This window comes from Microbacterium sp. Cr-K32, from assembly GCF_000708345.1.
GTDB lineage: Bacteria > Actinomycetota > Actinomycetes > Actinomycetales > Microbacteriaceae > Microbacterium > Microbacterium maritypicum_A.
This window is the reverse complement of the sequence record NZ_JARD01000022.1, coordinates 129,173-152,560: the sequence shown is the minus strand read 5'-3', so window position 1 is coordinate 152,560 and position 23,388 is coordinate 129,173. Positions and strand designations below refer to the sequence as shown.

General features: G+C 67.6%; 24 protein-coding genes. 13 read left to right on the top strand and 11 right to left on the bottom strand.

The genetic code is table 11. The annotated features are described in order from the left end of the window. Positions 1-26: 26 nt before the first annotated feature. Positions 27-1,715, bottom strand: a complete 1,689-nt coding sequence (locus GZ64_RS0111575; protein ID WP_029260355.1) for an ABC transporter substrate-binding protein — start codon at positions 1,713-1,715, stop codon at positions 27-29. 269 nt (positions 1,716-1,984) lie between these two features. Between GZ64_RS0111575 and GZ64_RS0111570 the strand changes: the two genes are divergently transcribed. Genes GZ64_RS0111570 through GZ64_RS0111540 form a run of 7 tightly spaced genes read left to right on the top strand, consistent with a single transcriptional unit; the run spans position 1,985 to position 9,353 of the window. Beyond that, positions 1,985-2,701, top strand: a complete 717-nt coding sequence (locus GZ64_RS0111570; protein WP_029266696.1) for an NUDIX hydrolase — start codon at positions 1,985-1,987, stop codon at positions 2,699-2,701. Continuing rightward, positions 2,698-4,035, top strand: coding sequence for a quinolinate synthase NadA (gene nadA, locus GZ64_RS0111565; RefSeq protein ID WP_029266694.1), 1,338 nt, complete (start codon positions 2,698-2,700; stop codon positions 4,033-4,035). Before GZ64_RS0111570 ends, nadA begins: the two co-directional genes overlap by 4 nt. After that, positions 4,032-5,555, top strand: a complete 1,524-nt coding sequence (gene nadB, locus GZ64_RS0111560) for an L-aspartate oxidase (RefSeq protein ID WP_029266692.1) — start codon at positions 4,032-4,034, stop codon at positions 5,553-5,555. The genes nadA and nadB overlap by 4 nt, the downstream gene beginning before the upstream one ends. Continuing rightward, positions 5,555-6,406, top strand: a complete 852-nt coding sequence (gene nadC / locus GZ64_RS0111555; protein ID WP_021199582.1) for a carboxylating nicotinate-nucleotide diphosphorylase — start codon at positions 5,555-5,557, stop codon at positions 6,404-6,406. Before nadB ends, nadC begins: the two co-directional genes overlap by 1 nt. A gap of 35 nt (positions 6,407-6,441) precedes the next feature. Beyond that, positions 6,442-7,578, top strand: coding sequence for a cysteine desulfurase family protein (locus GZ64_RS0111550; RefSeq protein WP_029266690.1), 1,137 nt, complete (start codon positions 6,442-6,444; stop codon positions 7,576-7,578). Positions 7,579-7,600: 22 nt separating this feature from the next. Beyond that, positions 7,601-8,548: a glycosyltransferase family 2 protein gene (locus tag GZ64_RS0111545; RefSeq protein ID WP_029266688.1), complete on the top strand. Its 948-nt coding sequence runs from the start codon at positions 7,601-7,603 to the stop codon at positions 8,546-8,548. Between the two features lie 31 nt (positions 8,549-8,579). Then, positions 8,580-9,353: an SDR family NAD(P)-dependent oxidoreductase gene (locus GZ64_RS0111540; protein WP_029260361.1), complete on the top strand. Its 774-nt coding sequence runs from the start codon at positions 8,580-8,582 to the stop codon at positions 9,351-9,353. 64 nt (positions 9,354-9,417) lie between these two features. Here the strand turns inward: GZ64_RS0111540 and GZ64_RS0111535 are convergent, their stop codons facing one another. Then, positions 9,418-11,475 carry an ABC transporter ATP-binding protein gene (locus GZ64_RS0111535; protein ID WP_036331441.1) on the bottom strand — a complete coding sequence of 686 codons (2,058 nt, stop codon included), beginning with the start codon at positions 11,473-11,475 and terminating at the stop codon, positions 9,418-9,420. 165 nt (positions 11,476-11,640) lie between these two features. On the opposite strand from GZ64_RS0111535, the gene GZ64_RS0111530 reads away from it, so the two are divergent. Continuing rightward, positions 11,641-13,119, top strand: coding sequence for an MDR family MFS transporter (locus GZ64_RS0111530; protein ID WP_021199577.1), 1,479 nt, complete (start codon positions 11,641-11,643; stop codon positions 13,117-13,119). A 34-nt stretch (positions 13,120-13,153) separates the two neighbouring features. Here GZ64_RS0111530 and GZ64_RS20050 read toward each other — a convergent pair whose 3' ends face one another. Then, positions 13,154-13,300 carry a hypothetical protein gene (locus GZ64_RS20050; protein ID WP_168441045.1) on the bottom strand — a complete coding sequence of 49 codons (147 nt, stop codon included), beginning with the start codon at positions 13,298-13,300 and terminating at the stop codon, positions 13,154-13,156. Between the two features lie 95 nt (positions 13,301-13,395). Between GZ64_RS20050 and GZ64_RS0111520 the strand changes: the two genes are divergently transcribed. Next, the gene (locus GZ64_RS0111520) at positions 13,396-13,989 is read left to right on the top strand and encodes a 1-acyl-sn-glycerol-3-phosphate acyltransferase (protein ID WP_029266684.1); all 594 of its coding nucleotides are present in this window, start codon (positions 13,396-13,398) and stop codon (positions 13,987-13,989) included. Between the two features lie 25 nt (positions 13,990-14,014). On the opposite strand, the gene GZ64_RS0111515 is transcribed toward GZ64_RS0111520, so the two are convergent. After that, positions 14,015-14,218: a hypothetical protein gene (locus GZ64_RS0111515; RefSeq protein ID WP_021199574.1), complete on the bottom strand. Its 204-nt coding sequence runs from the start codon at positions 14,216-14,218 to the stop codon at positions 14,015-14,017. A gap of 69 nt (positions 14,219-14,287) precedes the next feature. Between GZ64_RS0111515 and GZ64_RS0111510 the strand changes: the two genes are divergently transcribed. Then, entirely contained in the window at positions 14,288-14,815 is a 528-nt protein-coding gene (locus GZ64_RS0111510; RefSeq protein ID WP_029260365.1) for a DUF6328 family protein, read from the top strand. 26 nt (positions 14,816-14,841) lie between these two features. On the opposite strand, the gene GZ64_RS0111505 is transcribed toward GZ64_RS0111510, so the two are convergent. Continuing rightward, the gene (locus tag GZ64_RS0111505; RefSeq protein ID WP_021199572.1) at positions 14,842-15,384 is read right to left on the bottom strand and encodes a Dps family protein; all 543 of its coding nucleotides are present in this window, start codon (positions 15,382-15,384) and stop codon (positions 14,842-14,844) included. A gap of 139 nt (positions 15,385-15,523) precedes the next feature. On the opposite strand from GZ64_RS0111505, the gene GZ64_RS0111500 reads away from it, so the two are divergent. The 3 genes from GZ64_RS0111500 to GZ64_RS0111490 all read left to right on the top strand — a co-directional run bounded on the left by GZ64_RS0111500 (position 15,524) and on the right by GZ64_RS0111490 (position 16,874). Further along, positions 15,524-16,015, top strand: a complete 492-nt coding sequence (locus GZ64_RS0111500; protein ID WP_081859748.1) for a GNAT family N-acetyltransferase — start codon at positions 15,524-15,526, stop codon at positions 16,013-16,015. A gap of 107 nt (positions 16,016-16,122) precedes the next feature. Beyond that, on the top strand, positions 16,123-16,422 hold the full coding sequence (locus GZ64_RS0111495) for a hypothetical protein (protein ID WP_017828684.1): 300 nt from the start codon (positions 16,123-16,125) through the stop codon (positions 16,420-16,422). 107 nt (positions 16,423-16,529) lie between these two features. Beyond that, the gene (locus tag GZ64_RS0111490) at positions 16,530-16,874 is read left to right on the top strand and encodes a helix-turn-helix domain-containing protein (protein ID WP_021199570.1); all 345 of its coding nucleotides are present in this window, start codon (positions 16,530-16,532) and stop codon (positions 16,872-16,874) included. A gap of 39 nt (positions 16,875-16,913) precedes the next feature. Here the strand turns inward: GZ64_RS0111490 and GZ64_RS0111485 are convergent, their stop codons facing one another. The 6 genes from GZ64_RS0111485 to GZ64_RS0111460 all read right to left on the bottom strand — a co-directional run bounded on the left by GZ64_RS0111485 (position 16,914) and on the right by GZ64_RS0111460 (position 23,355). Then, positions 16,914-17,489, bottom strand: coding sequence for an alpha/beta fold hydrolase (locus GZ64_RS0111485; RefSeq protein ID WP_021199569.1), 576 nt, complete (start codon positions 17,487-17,489; stop codon positions 16,914-16,916). Positions 17,490-17,717: 228 nt separating this feature from the next. Next, a complete protein-coding gene (locus GZ64_RS19115; RefSeq protein WP_231479880.1) occupies positions 17,718-18,200 on the bottom strand; it encodes a GNAT family N-acetyltransferase in 483 nt (160 codons plus the stop codon). Further along, the gene (locus GZ64_RS0111475; RefSeq protein WP_029266680.1) at positions 18,197-19,858 is read right to left on the bottom strand and encodes an ABC-F family ATP-binding cassette domain-containing protein; all 1,662 of its coding nucleotides are present in this window, start codon (positions 19,856-19,858) and stop codon (positions 18,197-18,199) included. Before GZ64_RS0111475 ends, GZ64_RS19115 begins: the two co-directional genes overlap by 4 nt. Before the next feature lie 45 nt (positions 19,859-19,903). After that, positions 19,904-20,740: a hypothetical protein gene (locus GZ64_RS20195; protein ID WP_231479879.1), complete on the bottom strand. Its 837-nt coding sequence runs from the start codon at positions 20,738-20,740 to the stop codon at positions 19,904-19,906. Between the two features lie 81 nt (positions 20,741-20,821). Beyond that, a complete protein-coding gene (locus GZ64_RS0111465) occupies positions 20,822-21,244 on the bottom strand; it encodes a hypothetical protein (protein WP_136025413.1) in 423 nt (140 codons plus the stop codon). A 290-nt stretch (positions 21,245-21,534) separates the two neighbouring features. Then, positions 21,535-23,355, bottom strand: a complete 1,821-nt coding sequence (locus GZ64_RS0111460) for an ATP-dependent nuclease (protein ID WP_029266676.1) — start codon at positions 23,353-23,355, stop codon at positions 21,535-21,537. Positions 23,356-23,388 lie beyond the last annotated feature (33 nt).

Sequence of the window (23,388 nt, the reverse complement as noted above, 5' to 3'; positions counted from 1 at the left end):
GACTTCCCTCTTCCCCGACTCCTTTACTACTTGACCGGCTGCAGCTGCGTCAGCACGTAGCCTGCCGCGATCGCACCCCAGGACGGCGGGAAGGCGTAGAGGTCTTCCTCGGTCGGCCAGCCCGTGTAGTCCTTCGTGTTGTAGAAGGTCTGCGTCGCGTTGATCACGAGCGGGATGTAGGGCAGGTCACGGACGATCTCGGTCTGAATCGTCGCGTACAGCTCCTTCTTCGTCGCCTCGTCGTTCGTGCTGATCGCCGACTGGATCGCGGTGTCGACGACCGGGTTGCTGTAACGGCTGAAGTTCCAACGGCCTGCCGGGACCTCCGTGCCGACGGGGCTCGTCGACTCGACGGCGGTGCCGCCGAACCAGTCGCGGTAGATCTGGAACGGGTCGGCGACGGACGTGCCGATCACACCACCCATGATCAGCTGGAAGTCGCCACCCTGACGGGAGTCGGAGAACTCCTGCCACTGCACGGTCGATGCCGTGATCTTGATGCCGGCCGCCTCTGCCTGCTCGGCGATCAGCTTCGCGGCGTCGTTGTAGTCGGTCCACCCGTCGACCGAGGTGAGCGTGAGCTCGAGCGGCACGCCACCCTTCTCGTAGATGCCGCTGGAGCCCTTGGTGTAGCCGGCGGCCTCGAGGATCGAACCAGCCTCGGCGGCGTTCGCCTCCTGCGGGCTGACCTCGTTGGCCGGATCGGCGAGCCACTTCTCGTCGCGCGGCAGCAGAGTGAACGCGGGAGAGATGTCGCCCGTCAGCCCGACGAACGCCTTGTCCTTGATGGTGGAGCGGTCGATCGCGACGTTGAGCGCCTGACGCACGGCGACGTCGGTCTGCGGACCGGTGCAGCCGAGGTCGGCGTTCGAGCAGGTGTAGAGAACCGTCGGGTCCTGGGGCGTGTTGATCCAGTCGATCTTGCCGTTGCCGGTCACGTCGTCCGGGTTCGGGATGAACATGCCGGTCCAGTCGAGCTTGCCGGCGGCGAGCAGATCCTGAGCGGTCTGGTTGTTGTCGACCGCGATGTACTGGACCTTCTTGATGCCGAGCTTGTCGGCATCACGGTAGTTCTCGTTGGCCACCAGCGTGTAGGACTCGCTCGTGGTCTTGTCGACGACGTAGGGGCCGGATCCGACGGGGTCCTCGTTCGTGAAGTTGGCGAAGTCCTTGACGTCTTTCCACACGTGCTCGGGGAGGATGTAGCTCGACCCCATCCGCTGGAATTCCGTGGTGTACTGCGCGGACGAGTAGGTCAGGACGGCGGTCGTGTCGTCGGTGGCCTCGGCGGAGACCAGACCGTTGCCTTCGGGGTTGTTGGCCTCGTAGTTGAACGAGAACGCCACGTCCTTGGCCGTGAGCGGCTCGCCGTCGCTCCACTTGAGGTCGGGCTTGATGGTCACGGTGATGACCGTGCCGTCCTCGTTGTACTCGAACGAGTCGCCGATCAGACCGACCGGCTCGGAGTCCGCGGTCTTGTTGTAGAAGAACAGCGGTTCGTAGATCGGTCCGAGCGCGCCATGAAGCACTGTCGGTGCGAACGGGTTGTAGTTCGCGGCGATCGGGGTCTGACTGCCGGCCCAGACACGCAGGGCCCGGTCGCCATCCGCGTTGCCGCTGTCGCTGCCGCCACCACAGGCCGTGAGGCCCAGGGCGAGGACGGATGCTCCGGCAATCGCGGTGAGCGCAATCTTGCGCCTTCCGTTACGGATCATTTCTCTTGTTTCCTCTCGGTGCTGCACTGCAGGAGGGATCGCTCCGGATGGAGCAGAACCCCGGAGGTGGGGTTCCTGGGCCCTGGGAGGCAGCCGGTCGGCTCCTCCCGAAGGGGTTTGTTAGGACAGTAACCTAACAAACCCCGCCCCGCCGAACAAGCTTCCCTGCGCCCGCGAGATAACGTTTCGGACTCAACGCGGACCGCCGTCATCTGCGCCCACTAAGTGTCCGAATGACACTAAGATCGATCTCGGAGGTTAAGGTGTCTATGACTCAAACTAGCGAAATCCGGGTCGCCGTCTCGACGGTCATCCTGACGTTGCGTCGCACGGACGACGGACGCGCGGTCCTCGCGCTGCCCCTCGTGCGGCGCACCCGCGAGCCGTACGCCGATCGATGGGCTCTCCCCGGCGGCTGGCTCACCCCGACCGAATCGCCCGTCGACGCCTCGGCACGCACCCTGGCCGAGACCACAGGACTCTCCCCCAGCTACCTCGAGCAGCTCTACGCCTTCGGCGCCGTCGACCGCTCCCCCACCCGGGTCGTGTCGATCGTCTACTGGGCGCTGCTGCGACAGGACGATGTGACAGCGCAGAGCGCGGCGCATCGCGCGTCCGGTCACGCGCCCGAGAACGTGGAGTGGTTCGACATCGACGAGCTGCCGCAGCTGGCCTTCGACCACGCGAAGATCATCGAGTACGCGCTGTGGCGTCTGCGCAACAAGGTCGGCTACAGCCGCGTCGCCCAGGGATTCCTTCCTGCGGAGTTCACCCTCGCCGAGCTGCGCGAAGCCTACGAGGCGATTCTCGGCCGCACCCTCGACCCCGCCAATTTCCGGCGTCAGGTGGAGGCCGCGGGCAACCTGCTCCCCACCGACCGGTTCCGCACCGGAAGCCACCGACCTGCACGTCTGTACCGCGACAACACCGACGTCGAGCTGGCCGATCGCGGCCCGCTCGGTCCCGAAGAAACGAGCACCCGATGAGTATCACCTTCGTCCCCGCGCCGGCCGTCCCGCCGCTGGACGCCTCGGTCGACCATGCGATCCAGGCCATCGTCAGCGGCGCGTCGACCGACGCCACATGCACCACCGACCTCGCCGCCGGTCCGTGGGACTTCGACGCGCGACCGGGCTACGGACCCGGCTCTTCCATGGGCGACGTGATCCCGACGGGGGCGCCGCGTCAGGGAGAGCTGCCCACCGAGTACCGCGAGGCGACGGAGGAGGAGCTCGACAGACGGATCCGCGCCGCGAAGGCCACCCTCGGCGACCGCGTCGTGATCCTGGGCCATTTCTACCAGCGCGAGGAGGTCGTGCAGCATGCGGACTACGTCGGCGACTCGTTCCAGCTCGCGACCGCGGCCAAGGGACGGACGGATGCCGAAGCCATCGTGTTCTGCGGCGTGCACTTCATGGCCGAGACCGCTGATCTGCTCTCGCAGCCCGACCAGGCGGTGATCCTGCCCAACCTCGCCGCCGGATGCTCGATGGCGGACATGGCCGACATCGACCAGGTCGAGGACTGCTGGGAACAGCTCGAAGACGTGCTCGGCGACCTCGACGCCGTCGACGCCGACGGCCGCGTGCCCGTGATCCCGGTGACGTACATGAACTCCTCGGCGGCGATCAAGGGCTTCGTCGGACGGCACGGCGGGATCGTCTGCACCTCGTCCAACGCTGAGACCGTGCTCGAGTGGGCTTTCGAGCGCGGGCGCCGCGTGCTGTTCTTCCCCGACCAGCACCTGGGTCGGAACACCGCGAAGGCGATGGGGGTGCCGCTCGAACACATGCCGATGTGGAACCCACGGCGAGCGCTCGGCGGATCCTCGGCCGCAGACCTGCTCGACTCGCGCGTGATCCTGTGGCACGGCTTCTGCTCGGTGCACCGGCGTTTCACCGTCGGCCAGATCGACCAGGCCCGTGCCGAGCACCCCGGCGTGCGCGTGATCGTGCACCCCGAGTGCCCGATGGAGGTCGTCGACGCCGCGGATGAGGCCGGTTCGACCGAGTACATCCGCCGGGCGATCGACACGGCCACCGAGCCGACCACATTCGCGATCGGCACGGAGATCAACCTCGTCCGCCGGCTCGCCGCCCAGTACCCGCAGCACGAGATCTTCTGCCTCGACCCGGTGGTGTGCCCCTGCTCGACGATGTACCGCATCCACCCCGGATACCTGGCCTGGGTTCTGGAGGAGCTGGTGGCCGGCCGCACGCCGAACCGGATCACCGTCTCCGACGATGTGGCCGACCCCGCGCGTGTGGCGCTGGAGCGGATGCTCGCGGCGAGGCCTCCGGTGGTCGCGGGCGCACGATGAACGTCATCGTCGTCGGGTCGGGCATTGCGGGACTCACCGCGGCGCTTCATGCGCACGAGGCCGGACACGACGTGACGATCGTCACCAAGCGCGACCTCGGAGACGGCTGCACCGGGCTCGCTCAGGGTGGCGTCGCCGGCATCTACGGTCCGGACGACTCTGCCGCACTGCACGCCGCCGACACCCGAGACGCCGGTGCCGGGCTGTCGGACCGGGACGCCGTGCAGGTGCTGGTCACGGACGGAGCGGCACGGATCGCCGAGCTGATCGCACGCGGTGTCGGCTTCGATCGTGCGGTGGACGGCACTCTGCTGCTCGGGCGTGAAGCCGCCCACCGCCACGCCCGCATCGTGCACGCGGGAGGTGACGCCACGGGCGCGGCGATCTCCGCGGCGCTCGTCGCGTCCGTGCGGCGGACGGACATCCCCCTCATCGAACATGCCTTCCTGGTCGACCTGCTGAGGCAGGAAGGCGCCGTGCGCGGAATCCGGATCCTCCTCGACGGTGAGGTCTCCGAGATCCCCGCCGATGCCGTCATCCTCGCCACCGGCGGCGCCGGCCACCTCTACGCGCACACGACGAACGCGGCGGGGACGACCGGAGACGGCATCGCCGCCGCGATACGGGCGGGCGCTGCGGTCGCCGACCTGGAGTTCGTCCAGTTCCATCCGACGATCCTGGCGAAGGGCCCCGCGTTCCTCATCTCCGAGGCGGTGCGCGGCGAGGGCGCGACACTGATCGACGACGACGCCCGTCGGTTCGTGTTCGACAGCCACCCCGACGGCGAGCTCGCACCGCGCGACGTGGTGGCGCGAGCGATCGCACGCCGCGCCACGGCTCAGGCCGCCCCGGTCAGGCTCGACGCCACGATGCTCGGTGCCGAGACCCTCGCGCGGAGGTTCCCCACGATCGATCGGGTGACCAGAGAACGCGGCTTCGACTGGGCCCGCGAACCGATCCCCGTGACGCCGGCCGCGCACTACCTGATGGGTGGCGTGGTCACCGACCTCGACGGCCGCACCACCGTGCCCGGCCTCTTCGCCGCGGGAGAGGTGGCACGCACCGGGGTGCACGGGGCAAATCGTCTGGCGTCGAACTCGCTGCTCGAAGGCGCGGTGTTCGGGGCCCGTGCGGCGGCGGCGTTGTCGAGACCCTGGGCGGATGTCGCGCACGGCTCCCCTCAGGCCCGCCCCCGTGCGGAAGGGAGCCGCGGTGCGATCGCCCCCGCGTTCAGTCGCTCTGCGCTGCAGCGGCTGATGTGGGAGGACGTCGGACTGCTGCGGAACAGAGACGGTCTCTCCCGCGCGCTCGACGTCCTGCAGACCTGGACCGCGGAGAGCCCGGCGCCGACGACCGTGTCGGCGCACGAAGACGCGAATCTGCTGCTGCTCGCGCAGGCGACGGCCACCGCAGCGCTCGCCCGCACGGTATCCGTCGGCGCCCACCATCGTGTCGATGCGGCCGGAACCGCCGCCGATGCCTCTTCTCGCCTCCCCTCATCGATCCTGGAGCCCGTCTGATGCTGACCACCGCCACCATGAACCGCGTCGTCGGCGCGGCCCTCGAAGAAGACGCGCCCTGGGGGGACGTCACCAGTACCACGCTGCTGCCAGCGGATGCCACCGCGACCGCCGATCTCGTCGCCCGGGAACCCGGAGTCTTCAGTGGTGGAGAGGTCTTCGCCGCCGCGTTCCGGCTCACCGACGCGACTCTCGACATCGACCTGCACGTCGGTGACGGCGACGAGTTCGCCGCGGGCGACGTGCTCGCCTCGGTCTCGGGGTCGGCCCGCAGTGTGCTCACCGCAGAGCGCGTCGGCCTGAACTTCACGCAGCGGATGAGCGGTATCGCCACCCTCACCGCCGCGTACGTCGCCGCGATCGAGGGCACTGGTGCTCGCATCGCCGACACCCGCAAGACCACGCCGGGACTGCGGGCGTTCGAACGGCATGCGGTCGAATCGGGCGGCGGACACAACCACCGGTACTCGCTGTCGGATGCCGTGATGGCGAAGGACAACCACCTGGCCGTGCTCACGCGTTCGGGGCTCGACCTCGCGACGGCGCTCCGCGAGGCGCTGTCCCGCCTCCCGCACACGACCCACGTCGTCGTCGAGGTCGACCGGCTCGACCAGATCCCCGCCGTCCTCGACGGCGGTGCCCACACCGTGCTGCTCGACAACTTCTCGCTCGACGACCTGCGCGCGGGGGTGGCCCTCATCTCCGGCCGTGCCACGGTCGAGGCCTCGGGAGGCGTGAACCTCGACACGGTCGGCGACATCGCCCGCACCGGAGTGGACGTGATCTCGGTGGGGGCGCTGACACACTCCGCGCGCGCCCTCGATCTGGGCCTGGATCTGCGGATCGACTGACCGCGATGTCGCCCTCGGACCTGCCCCGCACCGGCATGCTCTACCTCGATCACGCCGCGACCTCCCCGGTACGACCGGAGGTGCTCGAAGCGATGCGGCCGTTCCTCTCCGGCGTGTTCGGAAACCCATCGAGCCATCACACGGCCGGCGAGGCCGCGGCGGGCGCGCTCGACGATGCCCGTGCACGGGTGGCGCGCGTGCTGGGGATGCGGACGGGCGACGTCGTGTTCACCGCCGGCGGCACCGAAGCGAACAACCTCGCGGTGAAGGGCATCATGCTCGCGGCTCTCGAGACGGGGCGGCGGCATCTGGTGACCTCGCCGATCGAGCACGAGTCGATCCTCGGATCCGCCGACTATCTACGACGCTTCCACGCCATCGAGGTCTCCCTCCTGCCCGTGGACTCGCGCGGACGGATCGACCCGGATGACCTGGCTGCGGCGATCAGGGACGACTCCGCTCTGATCTCGATCGGCCACGCCAACAACGAGATCGGCACCGTCCAGGATGTGTCGGCGCTCGCCGCCGTCGCCCGTGCCGCCCGCGTCCCCCTGCATCTGGATGCCGTGCAGTCGGCGGGATGGCTCCCTCTGGGTGATCTCGGCGCAGACGCGGTGTCGATCGCCGGCCACAAGCTCGGGGCTCCGAAAGGCATCGGTGCCCTGGCCGTCCGTGGGCGCGTGCCGGTGGAGCCGCTGCTGCACGGCGGCGGCCAGGAGCGCGGGAGACGCTCAGGCACCGAGAACGTCGCGGGCGCCGTAGCACTCGCGACGGCGCTGGAACTCGCCGAGACGGAACGCGTAACGGTTGCGGCGCAGGTCGGATCGGCGACCGCGCGGTTCATCACCCGGGTGCTCACGAGCATCCCCGATGCCACGCTCACCGGGGATTCCCGAGGCCGTCTGCCCGGAACGGCGAGCTTCACGTTCGCCGGCACCAGCGGGGAGTCGATTCTGCTCGAGCTGGAGCGCCGCGGGGTCATCTCGTCGAGCGGATCGGCATGCGCGGCGGGCAGCGACGAGCCGTCGCACGTGCTGCTCGCCTGCGGTGTGGCCCCCGAAGTGGCGCAGACCGCCGTACGTTTCACGTTCGATCGCGCGGTTCTGCCCCCGGATGCTCCCGAACGGCTGGCTGTGCTCGTCGCCGAGTCGGTGCGCGCGGCCCGCGGCTGAGCCACGGTCATAGACTCAGCAGGTGACTGCCTCCGCCCCGATCGTGACGCTGATCGTCCCCGGACGCGACATCGCGGCCTTCGCCCCCGCCGCTCTCGACTCGCTGCGCGCGCAGACCGAGTCACGATGGCGGGCGATCCTCATCGACGACGGCTCGACGGATGACACAGGAGCGATCTTCGACGCCGCCGCAGCCGAAGACCCCCGCTTCACGACGATCCGCCACGGGGCCTCCCGCGGTCTCGGCGCCGCGCGCAATGTCGGTCTGGAGCTCGTCGACACCCCGTACCTCGGTTTCCTCGACGGCGACGACGAACTGCTGCCGAACGCCCTCGCCCGCATGACGGAGACACTGGGCCGGACCGGAAGCGACTTCGTCGCCGGCGCCTACGTACGCTCGCGGGTCCGCGGTGACGGCTACGTCGCCGGCCGCGTGCAGCCCTGGGTCGCTGCGGCCACGTCTCCGGAGCGACTCGGCACGACCCTCGCCGCGCACCCCCTGGCGGTCTCGAACATCGTCGCCTGGTCGAAGGTGAGCCGCACCTCGTTCTGGCACGACCTTCGCTTCCCCGAGGGGGTCGCCTACGAAGACCAGGTGGTCGCGCAGCTCATGTACACCCGGGCACGCGCATTCGATGTGATCCCCGATGTGGTCGTGCGCTGGCGGCTCCGCGCCGATGGCACCTCGATCACTCAGGGCAAGGCACAGCTGCCGGTGCTGCGCGACTACCTCGCGGCCCTCCGCGGCGGCATCCACGTGCTGCACGAGGCCGGTGCCCACGCCTCGGTGACCGCTCGCATCGAACTCATCCTCGCGATGGACGTCGCCTCGCTCCTCGAGATCGCCGAGAGCCATGCCGACCCGACCTACGCCGCCGAGGTCGACGCCTTCATCTCGGAGCTGCGGGCCCTCCCCGAGTTCGCCGACGCCGCGCCCGACCCCGCCATCGCCGCCGCGCTCGCGTGGTGACCCCACCCTCCGAACCCCTGACGGTGAACACATGAACGACTACCTCTCCTCCCTGTTCTCACTCGACGGTCGCACCGCCGTCGTCACCGGCGGCAGCTCCGGGATCGGCCGGGGCATCGCCACCGCACTCGCTCGCGCCGGAGCGTCGACGGTCATCGTCGCGCGCGGTGAGGATCGCGTCCGCGAGACGGTCGACGAGCTGCGCGCGCTCGGATGCCGCGCCCACGGCGTGATCGGCGACCTCAGCACGAGGGACGGGATCCACGCCGTCGGCGAAGCAGCGGCCGCACCGTTCGGCGCGCCCGACATCCTCGTCAACTCCGCCGGCATCAACATCCGCCCGCCGTTCGCGGAGATCACCGAAGACGACTGGGACGCGACGATGACAGTCAACGCCCTCGCGCCGTTCCTGCTCGGTCAGCGCTATGCGCAGGGCATGGCCGCACGCGGATACGGTCGACTCATTCACATCAGTTCCCAGCAGGCCCACCGCGCCTTCGTGGGCAGCGGCATCTACGGCGCGTCGAAAGGCGCGGTGGAATCGCTCATGCGCTCCGAGGCCGAGGCCTGGGGTGGAACCGGCGTCACCAGCAACACGCTCGTCCCCGGCTTCGTGCTCACCCCTCTGAACGCCCGGTTGCAGCAGGACCCGGAGAAGGTCGCGGAGCTCGCCGCGCGCACGATGATCGGGCGCAACGGTCTGCCGAGCGACTTCGCGGGAGCCGCGGTGTTCCTTGCCGGAGCCGGCTCGGCCTACGTCACCGGCCAGTCGCTGTTCGTCGACGGCGGCCTCTCGGTGCACTGACGCGCGGTGCCACGACGCCTCCTCAGGGCTCAGGGCTCAGGGCGCAGGGCGCAGGGCTCAGGGCTCAGGGCTCAGGCGGGTTGACCCGTTCGTCCGGTCGAGGCTCGGCGAGCAGCGGCACCGCAGCGGTGATGGTCGCGACCGCATCGGCCCCCGCGGAATCGGCGGGCGCCTTGTCCGCGCGGCGATCGTCGAGGGGTGCCACGGCGCCCCCGGTCACTTCCTCCTCGACGGCGGCCTCGGTCTCGAGCACGCGCGACGCCGCCACCTGCTCGGCCGCGAGCTCGGCATACAGACCGCCGCGGGCGAGCAGTTCGACGTGCGAACCCGACTCGACGATGCGCCCGGCCTCCAGAACGTGGATCACGTCCGCGCCCATCACCGTCGAGAGCCGGTGGGAGATGGAGAGGGTCGTGCGCCCCTTCGCGGCCTCGTCGAGCGCCTCCTGCACCACGCGCTCCGAGACCGTGTCGAGTGCCGAGGTCGCTTCGTCGAGGAGCAGCACCGGGGGGTCTTTCAGCAGCACCCTGGCGATCGCGATGCGCTGTTTCTCGCCACCGGAGAGCCGGTAGCCGCGCTCCCCCACCACGGTGTCGTAGCCCTGCTCGAAGCCGGCGATGATGTGGTGGATGTTCGCGGCGGTGCAGGCGGCGATCAGTTCTTCCTCGGTCGCATCGGGCTTGGCATAGCGCAGGTTCTCACGGATCGTGGCATGGAAGAGGTACGTCTCCTGCGACACGATGCCGACGTTGTCGATGATCGACTCCTGAGTGAGCGCGCGCACGTCGGCACCGGCGAACATCACGGCTCCGCCTTTCGCCTCGTACAGGCGCGGAGCCAGATACAGGATCGTGGTCTTGCCGGCGCCCGAGGGGCCCACGAACGCGACGTGCTGGCCGGGTTCCGCCACGAAGGACACTCCGTCGAGCGTCGGGCGGGCGTCGGAGGACGCGTCCGGGTAGCGGAACACCACCTCGGCGAACTCCAGGCGTCCTCGCGGCCCGGGTGCGTCGTCGACCGTGATCGCGTCGGGCGCATCCTGGATCTCCGGGACGAGGTCGAGGTATTCGAAGATGCGCGCGAACAGCGCCGACGACGTCTGCAGATCGAGCGACACCCGCATCAGACCCATCAACGGCATGAGCAGCCGCGCCTGCACCGTGGTGAACGCGACGACGGTTCCTGCGGTGATCGCCCCCGTGCCGCCGGCGATCAGGTATCCGGAGACGAGATAGATCACGGCAGGAACGCTGGCCATCAGCACCTGCACGACGGCGAAGAAGCCCTGGCCGCTCATCGCCCGGCGCACCTGGAGGACCACCTGGTTGCGGTTCTCCGCCTGGTAGCGCTCCGACTCGGTGCGCTGGCGGTTGAAGGCCTTCGACAGCAGCATGCCCGAGACGCTCAGCGTCTCCTGCGTGATCGAGGTGAGCTCGGACAGCGATTCCTGCGTCTCTCCAGCGATACGTGCCCGCACCTGTCCCACCTTGCGCTGGACGAAGATCAGGAACGGCATCATGATCACGGCGATGAGCGTGAGACGCCAGTCGATCAGGATCATCGCGACGAGCGAGGCGATCACCGTGACGACGTTGCCCAGGATGCTGGTGACGGTGTTCGTCAGCACGCCGGAGACGCCACCCACGTCGTTCTGCAGGCGTGACTGGATGACGCCCGTCTTGGTGCGGGTGAAGAAGCCGAGTTCCATCGCCTGCAGGTGCTCGAACAGCTTCACACGCAGGTCGCCGGTGACGCTGTTGCCGACCGTTGCCGTGAGCCAGGTCTGGGCCACTCCGAGAGCGGCGGAGAGCAGGAAGAGACCGATCATGGCGGCGACGAGCCAGGCCAGCAGTTCGAGGTGCGGCCCTCCCCCGGCGACGGGGAAGAGTGCATCGTCGAAGATCCGTTGCACGATCAGCGGCGGCACGACGGCTATCGCGGCGCCGACCACCACCAGGATGCCGGTGGAGAAGATGCGCCAGCGATACGCGCGGAACAGCGAGACGACCCGCGCACCGAGGCCGTTGATCCGGGGGGCCTCGGCATTCAGCTTCCGCTGCGCGCTCTCGTCGACCCCGCGGAAGCCACCACCCCGCGGGCCACCGCCCATGCCGCCGCCCATGCTCATGGCGCCAGCGTACTCACGTGCGGGGACACCGAGGCCCGCGCCTCCGCCGTCGGCGGATATCTGTGAATTCGGAATGAAATGTCCGCGGCTGCCGTTACGCTGAGTGACTCTTGCGAACTCTCGCGATACTCCGTTTCTTCTTCGCCCTGGAGGCCGCCCATGTCTGCCGTCGATACCGGCTCCATCTCGACGACCCCCGCAGCGGCAGGGGGCGAGATCTCCCGCAAGGACATGCGGGTGATCTGGCTGCTACTGGTTGCCGCCTTCGTCGCCATCCTCAACGAGACCACGATGGGGATCGCGATCCCTCATCTGAACACCGACCTGGGCATTCCGCCCGAGCTCGGCCAGTGGCTCACGAGCGCCTTCATGCTCACCATGGCCGTGGTCATCCCGACCACCGGGTTCATCCTGCAGCGGTTCACGACGCGTCAGGTCTTCATCGCCGCGATGATCGCGTTCTCGCTCGGCACGCTCGTGGCGCTCGTCGCCCCCGGCTTCGCCGTGCTGCTCGTCGGCCGTGTGATCCAGGCGGCCGGTACCGGCATCATGATGCCGCTGCTCATGACGACGATCATGAACGTCGTGCCGCCGCAGTCCCGCGGTCGCATGATGGGCCGTGTCGGCCTCGTGATCTCGCTCGCTCCCGCCATCGGCCCGACCCTCGCGGGTGCGGTGCTCGAACTCGCCAGCTGGCGCGCGCTCTTCGGAATCATCCTCCCGATCTCCCTCATCGCCCTGTTCATGGGCGTCAAGTGGATGACGAACCTGGGTGAGACCCGCGCCGTGCCGCTCGACGTGCTGTCGATCCCGCTCGCGGCGCTCGGCTTCGGCGGCATCGTGTTCGGACTCAGCCAGTTCGGCGGCGAGGGCGGATCGGGCGAGACCGCCGGCATCATCTCGCTGGTGGTCGGCGCGGTGTCGCTCGGCCTGTTCGTCTGGCGTCAGCTCGTGTTGCAGCGCGTCGACGACGCGCTGCTCGATCTGCGCGTGTTCCGCTCCAGCAACTTCACGCTGTCGGTGATCATCATGTCGATCCTGGCGCTGTCGATGTTCGGCACGCTGACGCTGCTTCCGCAGTACCTGCAGAACGTCGCCGGTCTCAACCCGCTGCAGTCCGGCCTGATCCTGCTTCCGGGCTCGCTGCTCATGGGGCTGCTCGGGCCCGTCATGGGCCGTGTCTACGATGCGCGCGGCACGCGTCCGCTGCTCATCCCCGGCACGATCCTGGTCTCGGCGTCGCTCTTCTTCTACTCGACGGTGGGCGAGCACACCGTGTGGTGGGTTCTCATCATCGTGCAGGCGGCGATGTCGGTCGGCCTGGCGATGTCTTTCACGCCGCTGTTCTCCGCCTCGCTCGGGTCGCTCCAGCGATCGCTGTACTCGCACGGTTCTGCGGTGCTGAACACGCTGCAGCAGGTCGGCGGCGCGGCCGGTGTCGCGCTGCTGCTGGTGACGTACTCGTCGATCCTGCACGCGGGCGAGCAGGAGGGGCTGTCGACCGCGGTCGCCGGCGCCCCCGGCGCCCGCATGGCGTTCCTCATCGCGGCGATCATCTCGCTCGCGGCGGTGGCGCTCAGCCCGTTCGTCCGCAAGCCCGCGGACGATGCCGGCGAGGGTTTCCACGGCGGTCACTGACCCTCCGTAGACGGCCTGCGATGGCGTCTGCCGCTTACTCGCTCTTCGGGGCGGGGAACTGGCAGACGCCATTGCTGCAATAGCCGACAGCATCGCCCTCGAGCAGATTCAGAGAGTCCAGGAGCGGCTGCAGCCCGACGGGCGCTTCCTGCTGCACGGAGTCCTGCTGCGTTTTCTTCATCCCTCGATCGTACGCCCGCCCGGAGGCGGTGGCGCCGAACCTGCCCGGTGGGCGTCGACAGCGGGCGGACAGCTGTTCTCCCCTACGGTTGATCCATGGTCACACGACTCCTCGCCCGCATCTTCTGGGCGTTCAGCAGATGGACGCTCGTGAGCGAGGCCGCGCCGACGCGCCCGACCGTGCTCGTGGGCGCGCCCCACACGTCGAACTGGGATTTCGTCCTGATGCTCGCCATCGCCTGGAAGCTCGATATCGACGTGCACTGGCTGGGGAAGAAGAGCCTCTTCCACGGCTGGCGAGGGCCGGTCATGCGTCGCCTCGGTGGGATCCCCGTCGACCGCGCCGATCCGGCACGCGTGGTGAGAGACGTCGTGAGCCAGGTCCACGACGGCACGGTCTTCGGCCTGGTTGTCACTCCGGATGGCACCCGCGGCGGCAACGAGTACTGGAAATCGGGCTTCTACCGGATCGCCCGAGAGACAGGCATGCCGGTGACGCTCGGGTTCGTCGATCGGACGACCATGACCACGGGACTCGGGCCGACGATCGACCTGACCGGCGATGTCGCGTCGGACATGGACCGGATCCGCGCGTTCTACGCCGACAAGGCCGGCGTGCGCCCGGAACGACGCACCGAACCGCGGCTACGTGAAGAGGATGCGGCTACGACCGAGACCGACGACGCGTAAGCAGCCGAGCCGTGCACGCAGGAGGTCATTCCTCGTGCTCGGCGTGCGAGCGGGCGTACTCGAGGTCGTCGTCGCTCAGCGACTCCACCATCCCGACCACGGCGCCGGTGATGACGCGGATCTCCTCGCGCACCTCCTCTTCCAGGTGCGGGGTCTTGCTGTCGAGCACCGCCCGGCGCCCGTCTTCCGAGAGTTCGGACCACCAGTCGCGAATCGGCGGGAGCGTCATCGTGCCTTCTTTCGTTCTGCGGGTGCACGCGTCTGGACAGCACCGGAGTGCGGAATCCACACTGAGACCATGACATCAGAACCATCTGGTCGTGGGGACGGTCTCGACGACCGTGCCGACGGACGCGACGAGACCGCGAATGAACGGGCGGATCGCAACTGGGACGAGCTGTTGCAGGAGTTGCGCGTCATGCAGACCGGTACGCAGATCCTCACCGGATTCCTCCTCGCCGTCGCCTTCCAGCCGCGTTTCACCGACATGGACGAGCTCCAGCGAGATCTGTACGTCGTCCTCGTCGCTCTCGCTGCGGTGGCGACCATCCTCGCACTCGCGCCGGTGGGGATGCATCGTGCACTTTTCGGCCGCCGTCGCAAGCCCGACCTCGTCCGCATCGCCGCCCGGATCGTCCGTATCGACCTGGTCGTCATCGGTGCCCTGACCATCGGCGTGACGACCCTGATCGTCGATTTCACGGTGGACCGTACGGCGGGGATCATCGCTCTCATCGCAGCGGTCGTGCTGGTGGTATCCCTGTGGGTGGCGCTGCCCCGCGTCATGCGGGGCCGTCCTCTCGTCCGCGGAGCCGCCGACGAGTGACGGCGACTCCGCGGACGCGAGAGGGCTCAGCGACCCGCCGGACTCCGGTTCTCCGCACTGACCATCCACGCGAACTGCTCGAGCCGCTCGATGATGGCGTGCAGGAGGTCGGCCGAGGTCGGGTCCTCTTCGTCGACGGCGTCGTGCACGTCGCGCACCGTTCCCACCGCGGCCTCGAGGCGCTCGGTGATCAGGTCGATGGTCTCCGTCGTCGACACCTCCCCCGCAGGGAACTCGGGAAGCGACGTCGTCTTCGCGATGGTCGCGCTGCGCCCGTCGGGGACGGCGTGCAGTGCACGCATGCGCTCCGCGATCGTGTCGCTGAAGGCCCGCGCATCGTCGATGATCTCGTCGAGCTGGCGATGCGTGTCGCGGAAGTTGCGTCCGACGACGTTCCAGTGCGCCTGCTTTCCTTGGATCGCGAGATCAAGCAGGTCGACGAGCACCGCCTGCAGGTTGTTCGCGAGCGTCGTCGAGGCGGTGAACCCCTTCTCCGCGTTCTGCTGCCTGGTCGTCTTCGCCGCGCCCTTCGTCGAGCCGCCGGTCTTCGTGGTCTTGCTTTCAGCCATGGTGTGACCTCCTGCCGGTGACGCTAGCCGGGGCGGAGACGCGCGGCGAGGGGGTTGACACCGTGGGGAGGCGACCCGGAATGTGGCTCGGGTGAATGACGCAGACAACGTGAAAGCAGACTCCGTGCACGCAGAAGCCGTGAACGAAGATCCGAGCAGAACCCGGCCGGAGATCGTGATCTCCCCGATCGGCGACGAGGATGCCGGCGAGGTGCTGACCGTGCAGCGCGCCGCCTTCGTCTCGGAGGCCGCGATCTACGGGAGCGTCGACATGCCGCCTCTGACGCAGACGCTCTCCGAGCTGGAGGCGGAGCTGCGGTCGGAGTCCGGGCTGACGGCGCGCATCGATGGGCGCCTCGTCGGTGCCATCCGCTACGTCGAGAAGGACGGTCTGCTCCTGATCGGCAGGATCGCGATCGCCCCCGATATGCAGGGCGAGGGAATCGGGAGGCTGCTGCTCGAGAGCGCCGAGAAGGCGTCGGGCGCAGACGTCGCCGAGCTGTTCACCGGAAGCCTGAGCGAGGCGAACATCCGCCTGTACGAGTCGTGCGGCTATGAGGAGCATGAGCGGGTGCCCGACGGCGACGGCACCGCGCAGGTGTTTCTGCGCAAGAACCTGCGAGCAGGGTAAGAGCCTCCTCCGAATCCGCGCAAGGGGGTTGAGACGATCTCCGAGGTCCGGCATCGTGGCCCGGACATGCCGCGACCGTGGCATGCCCCAACCGGAAGGAGAGTCTCGTGCTCACCCTCACCGACAACGCCTCCGCCATCGTGACGACCCTTGTCAGCCGTCAGACCGACGCACCGGATGCCGGGCTCCGCATCCACTCCACCGAGGCCCAGGGACCCGAGGGCGGTGCACGCCTCGCCGTGCTCGTCGCCGCGGACCCTGAGCCGCAGGACCAGGTCGTGGAGGTCGCCGGCACCCGGCTGTTCCTCGATGAGTCGGCGGCCGCTGCACTCGACGACAAGATCCTCGATGCCGGCGTCGACGACGAAGGCTCCGTGTCCTTCGCCGTCACCCCTCAGGTCGCCTGACCGAAGGATTCCGGATGCCGCGGCCGATCGGGTCGCGGCATCCGTCTGTCTGCACCGCGTAACCTGGAAGAAGCTCGCACACCCGTGCGAACACTGGAAAGGCCACCGTGAAGATCTCTCTGCTCCGCCGCTTCGTCGTCCTCGCGGAGGAACTGCATTTCCCGCGTGCGGCGGAGAAGCTCGGCATCCCGCTGGCTTCCCTCTACACTTCGATCGACAAGCTCGAAGCCGAGGTCGGTCATCCGATCGTCCATCGCGAAGGCCCGACCCGGCTCACCCCTGTCGGCGAACTCCTCCTCGTCGAAGCGAAGGCAGAGGTCGCCGCGGCTCCGGAGCCGGTGCGCAATGCACCCGCCCCGGCCGGAGGAAAGGCCAAAGCATCGAAGGGCAAGGGCCGCACGCCCGCCGTGAAGGGGCAGCCGAAGCCGTACAAGAAGCGTCAGGGTCGATAGCGGGTCACGTCGCTCGGCGAGGGCCTCTGGGCGAGGTGCTCAGTCCCAGTCGAGGTACTCCTCGATGACCACGGCGGTCTCGATCGGGTGCGTCATCGGGAACATGTGATCGGCCCCGTCGATGCTCTTCACGCTCGCACGCTCCGGCGCCGTCGACTGCAGCTGCTCACCGTTGGCGAACGGAGCGTCGATGTCCTTCGTGCCCTGGATGATCAGGATCGGCATCACCGGCGCGAGCGGAATGTCATTCTCTTCGACAGCAAGCAGGGCCAGGCCGTTCACGCGATCGGCGTGGGCCAGGGCGAAGGCCCGTGCGACGGTACCGCCGAAGCCATGGCCGCCGATCCACGTGTCGCCCAGACCGACGTGATCGATCACGGCGAGTACGTCTTCGACCCGATCCTCCAGCGAGACCTCTTCGTGCTTGACCTCGGCGCGATGACCGATGCGCAGCACGTGGAAGCCCGCCTCCTCGGCGAGGTAGTGCGCGACGACGCCGAGAACATCAGCAGCCAGATCGCGCTCCTGGATCAGGACGAGCTTGACGGGACCGTCGCCCTCGTCGACGAAGGGGATCGCGCGGCCGTCGGGCTCGAAGATCTGGGTGTCGGTCATCGGCGTCAATCTCCTCGTGCCGTCAGGGTCAGGAACTCCGGCGGAACGTCCACGGTGGACGCCAGCGACCGAACCGCGGCCGAAGCCGCCATGTTCCAGCGTATCCCGACCCGGCGGTCAGCAAGACGTTCCGGCAGCGGATCAGCAGAGTCGGCCGCTACCAGGCCCGCCCGCGAAGATCGATCGTGCCCTCGGGCCACCTGCGCGGTGGGGAGCCGAGCGGGAGTGTCAGAATCGGCGGCCCCGGAGGCTGCGTGGTGGCTGACCGGCGCGATCGATCGAGTGCTCCGCTGCAGAGACGCGGTGCCATCCGCAGGATTCGTAGAAGGCGACGACCTGTTCACGGCATCCGAGGTACCCGAACGCGATGCCCCCGGCCTCCGTCATCGATGCGGCTGCGCACTCCATGAGCTGGGCGCCGACCCGCTCTCCTCGTGCCTGCGGGGCGATCAGAACCCCACCGACTCCGGCGATCACGACCTCGGCTGCACCGACGCTGATGGTGCGCCGCGCCCAGCCGACGTGTCCCACCACGGCATCGTCGAGTCGGGCGATGGTATGGAGGTCGTGCGGCGCGTAACCATAGGGCTGATCAGGATTCCACACCCCGAGATCCGCGGAGTACTCGGCGTGGAAAAGCTCCCGCAACCCTGCCAGGTCGTTCGTGGTCAGCCGATCGTGCGGGACGCTGTCGATGACGACGCTCGTCATACCTCGACGACCTGCCCGGCCTCCACCCGCCACTGCCGGTCGGTCTGCACGGTCGCGAGCATCCGCCGGTCATGGGTGACCAGCAGCAGGGTTCCCTCGTAGGACTCGAGCGCCTGTTCGAGCTGCTCGATCGCGGGCAGGTCGAGGTGGTTCGTCGGCTCGTCGAGCACGAGCAGGTTGACGCCCCGCGCCTGCAGCAACGCCAGTCCGGCGCGGGTGCGCTCCCCCGGCGACAGTTCGTCGACAGCGCGCATCACGTGATCGGCCTTGAGTCCGAACTTCGCGAGAAGAGTACGGACTTCGCCGGACGCCATCTCCGGCACGAGCCCCTCGAAGGCGACCGCGAGCGGCTGCGTGCCGACGAGCTGGGCGCGGGCCTGGTCGATCTCGCCGATCTGCACACTCGCACCGAGACTCGCCGTGCCCTCGTCCGGAAGCTGCCGCCCGAGCAGCCCGCGCAGCAGCGTCGACTTCCCCGCGCCATTGGGGCCGGTGATGCCGATCCGCTCCCCCACGTTCACCTGGAGCGACACGGGTCCGAGCTGAAAGCTCCCCTGCCGGAACACGGCCGAGCTCAGTGTCGACACGACCGAGCTGGAGCGCGGTGCCGAGCCGATGGTGAACTCGAGCTGCCACTCCTTGCGCGGCTCTTCGACCTCTTCGAGCCGGGCGATCCTGCTCTCCATCTGACGCACCTTCTGCGCCTGCTTCTCACTCGACTCGGCCGACGCCTTGCGTTTGATCTTGTCGTTGTCCGGAGCCTTCTTCATCGCGTTGCGCACACCCTGGCTCGACCACTCGCGCTGGGTCCGGGCACGAGCGACGAGGTCGGCCTTCTTGTCTGCGAACTCGTCGTACTTCTCGCGCTGGTGTCGACGCACCGTGGCCCGCTCCTCCAGGTACGCGTCATAACCACCGCCGAATACGCGGTTGCTGTTCTGCGCGAGATCGAGTTCCAGCACACGGGTCACGCAGCGCGCGAGGAACTCGCGGTCGTGGCTGACCACGACGACACCGCCGCGGAGTCCGCGCACGAAGGCCTCCAGCCGCTCGATCCCGTCGAGGTCGAGGTCGTTGGTCGGTTCGTCCAGCAGGGCGATGTCGAAACGCGAGAGCAGGAGTGCGGCGAGACCGACGCGGGCGGCCTGTCCGCCGGAAAGCGACGTCATCATCGCTGAGGCCGGGTCGGCGCCGAGGTCGAGTCCGAGGTCGGCGAGCACCACCGGAAGTCGCTCGTCGAGGTCGGCGGCACCGCTCGCCAGCCAGCGGTCCAGCGCGACGGAGTAGATGTCGGCCGGGTCTGTGCCGGGAGCGGCGAGGCTGGGGTCACCGAGCGCAGCGGCGGCGGCATCCATCTCTCTGGTCGCAGCCGTGCAGCCCGTGCGACGGCCGATGTAGTCGGCGACACTCTCTCCGACGATGCGCTCGTGCTCCTGCGGCAGCCAGCCGACGAAGGCATCCGCCGGTGAGAGCCGGATCGTGCCGGCCTGGGGCTCGTCGACACCGGCCAGCAGCTTCAGGAGGGTCGACTTCCCCGCCCCGTTCGCCCCGACGAGGCCGACGACGTCACCCGCCGTGACGGTCAGGTCGAGGGAATCGAACAGGGTGCGGTGGCCGTACCCGCCGGCCAGCCCTTGGGCCACGAGTGTTGCGGTCATCCGTCAATCCTGTCACCCGTGCGGGTCGTGCGCAGACGCGGGCCGTCAGTGGGCGCCGATGCGTTGTCTCTCGAGTCGGCGTGTCAGCACGAGCGCGATGGTGAGCGGCACGGCAGCGACGACACCGAATGAGATGTCGATGAGCTGCCAGCCGAACGGAAGCCCCCTGATCGCTCCGGCGATGAGTGCCAGTGGAAGGATGCCTGCGCACATGATGAGGCCCCAGATGGTCACCCAGACGTTGCGCACCGGATCGATGAGCGGTCCGACGAAAGCGACCGCGATCGCCAGGTGGGCAAACGCCAGCCAGTCCGTGCCGTAGGCGAGGAACGGGTACTCGGTGCCGGTGACCTCGAGCCCCTCAGCGACCCGATGGACCCAGGACGCGAGGTCGGCGAAGACCGTGCTGAGTCCCGTGTTGTTCAGGATGTCGCGTCCGAGCATGAGCTCTTCGCGCAAAGGGAACGCGGTGACCCCGCTTACGACGAGCCCGACGATGACGATGATCAGGCAGATGCGGATGAGGAGGGTGCGTCGCAACGACGGCGGCGCCGATTCGCCTACCTGCTCATGGGTCCCCGGGAGGCGTTTTGCCGCGATGATCTCGGGGTCGAACTCGGGCCAATGAGTGCGGACGAATGGGATCAGCGCCGCGGGCTCGACCCATTCGATACCCCACTCCGACCACTCGGCGATAGTCTCGGCCTCAGGTGGCCAGTACGAATCCTCGCACTCCCCCTCGTGCGATTCATCCCACGGCTTGTGGTGCAGCTCCCAGACTCCGTCGAGCGGCACAACGAGGACGGCACGGCCGGCGAGATCACCTGTCGTCGCCTGTCCACCGCCGGTCGACCGTGTCTCCAGCGGAGTCACTACTGCCATCTATTCCTCATTCTGGACTTCCAGCTACCCTGTCAGCCGCGGCGCCGTCGGCTCCTCATCGCCACGGAACGGGAGAGGTGTTCACTTCCAACTCCCTCGCCATTTCCGCCACTGTACATAGGACAGGCCTCCCGCCAACGCGATCATTCCGACGGGGACGAACGGCTCGATAGCGACTCCGAAGGAGGTGTGAACAATCTTGTCGTCGTCGCTGTTGCCGATCCCCGAGGGATGATACTGCGCCTCCGCCGTCCCGTCTGAGTCCGGAGCACCGTCGAGGTAGACGTCATCGAGTTGGACCGTGCCGTCGTGACTCACCCAGGTGCCGACGCTTCTGCAACCGAAACGCGTCTTCTCGGTACAGGATTCCTCAGTGAACGTGCCCCAGTACCGGGTCTCGTCCGCGTTCAAGAGGGCGACCCCGAGGGACAAGCCGACGATCGCCACGGTGCCCATCAGGAGAAAGAACAGCACTCTCGCCGTGTTCATGGAGAATGTCCCCACGCGGCCAACCCAAGAGCGCGGTCTATGCCTCACGCGCACCGCTACCCCCAGCTGTGGTCGGAATCAGTGCCCGACATCCGCCCACCAGCGGCGTTCCCGATGCAAAGCTCGACAACGTCGTGGGATCCCATGAGCGGATCACCGCAGCCCTCGGTTGTTGAGGCAGAGCGCCACGACGTCGTCGCCTCTCCTCAGATCGTGCTCAGTTGTTGAAGCGGAACTCCACTACGTTCCGTAGTTGGTAAACCTTTAGCTGATCACGAGGCCTGACGAACTTGTAGATCGGATGGTCAGAGCGGCGCGCGCTTATGGGCGGCTACGATCGCACTGAGCCAAGTCATCAGCGGTTTGATGGCGCGATGCTGGCTCGAGACCGAGCCGAGATGCTGCCGCAGCAGCGCCGACGGAATGTGCGGCTTTGCCTTGCCGGACTTCTTACGATCAGAGTTCCATCCTTTTGAGCCGAGGTGGGCCGCCATCGCTTCACGCCCCGCGGCCCCCGTCGCGAACTCCTCAGCGGTCTCTTTGCTCACTTCACTGGCCTCATCAGGGCCGAGCATTTCCGCCAGCTTCTCTTGCGGGACGACGTCGAGGAGCAGGCCTTCGAGGTCGGAGCTCAGCACAAACGCGTCCCACGGCTGCAGCATCGTGTTGAGTTCCTGCTGGTGCTCGAGTGCTGCCTTGAGGGTGTCCACCGGTCGGTCGGCGAGATCACGCAGGCCATTGAGGAAGGTCACGGACGGTTTGGGATCCTTGGCTTTCAGAATCTCGACCAGCGCGCGTTTGTTGTCGCCGCTCTTGTGGACACCGTCCTTGTCGGTAAGCACAAAGGCGCGGACGCCAAAGAGCTGAGCGAGCCGGAGCAGGTGCGATATCGTCGTGATCCCGGAAGCCTCGATCACTGCGATACCAAGGGCGTAGTGACCACCCGCTCCACCGGTGATGCTCTCCAGCAAGTAGTCGACGACGAGCTTGTCACCGTGCCCCTCGACCAGTATCACGGAGCTGGCGAACACCAACTCGCTGTTGGTGGCGTCGCAGTAACGCGTCAGCCGTCCTTCTTCGTCAACTGCCAGGTCGGGCTTCCACGCCGAGTAAGTCATGCCCTCCGGGCTAAGGGGAAGGCGTGCGATCCGTGTAACGGAGAACGAGTCAACGAGCACGGGGCTATGGGTTGTGACGAGCATCTGGGCTTCCGCCGAGATGTCCTTGAGGATCTTTGCCATCGCTCGCTGCGTCTGTGGATGGAGAAACGCCTCGGGCTCCTCAATGGCGAAGAGAACGCTGGTGCCTGCCTGCCTGCTCTTCGACGAGACGTAGCGAAGAATACCGAGAACCAAAGCCGACTGGAATCCGGTGCCGCGCTCGGCGATCGGCACCACTACATCATCGTGACTGGTAATCACGGCTTCCCTGAGCATCCCGCGCAGCGCGTGCTGAGACGCCGGTAGGTCCACTCCGAGAACGGGATCTTGGAACGGAAGTTCGGTCGCCACCGCCTTTACTGACTCATTGAGGACCCCTCGCACCAGATCCTCAACCGGCTCCATTGCTTTGGCAAAGTCCTTTTGGAGCTGCGTGGAACGGGAGCTGCCCGATCGGATAAGCACACCTTCCAGGGTGTCATGAAGCCGCGCCAACGACCGGTCTGCATCGTGTTCGTCGTCGCCGCTCACTCTGACGGACGGAATCTTCACGAAGTCGAACGACTGCAGAACCCAATCGAAGATCTCGCGAGATCGCGCATCTGTACCTGTCCAAGTGCGGTAGGTGATCTTGCCCTTCCTCGTGCAGGTGATCTCAACCCAGAACGTTCCTTCGCGGCTTACTACGTCATTCAGCTCATCGGCTTCGGCTTCTGTGAGTCCACCGAGATGGACTTTAATGCTCGACAGCATCCTGGGACCACCCTGGACGTAGTAGTCGTTCAGGGGCTTCAGCTGTCTGAAATCGTCTGCGGTCGGATCGGAGAAAAAGGTCTCGAGCACACGGATGAACGAGGACTTGCCTGCGTTGTTCGGTCCTGCGATCAGTTGAAGATTCGAGTCCACGTCAAGCGTCAGCGCCTCGAAGCCTAGAAGTCGCTTGATCTGGACTTGTTGTATGTGCACGATGTCATCCTAAGAGGCGCGAGTAGATTGAAG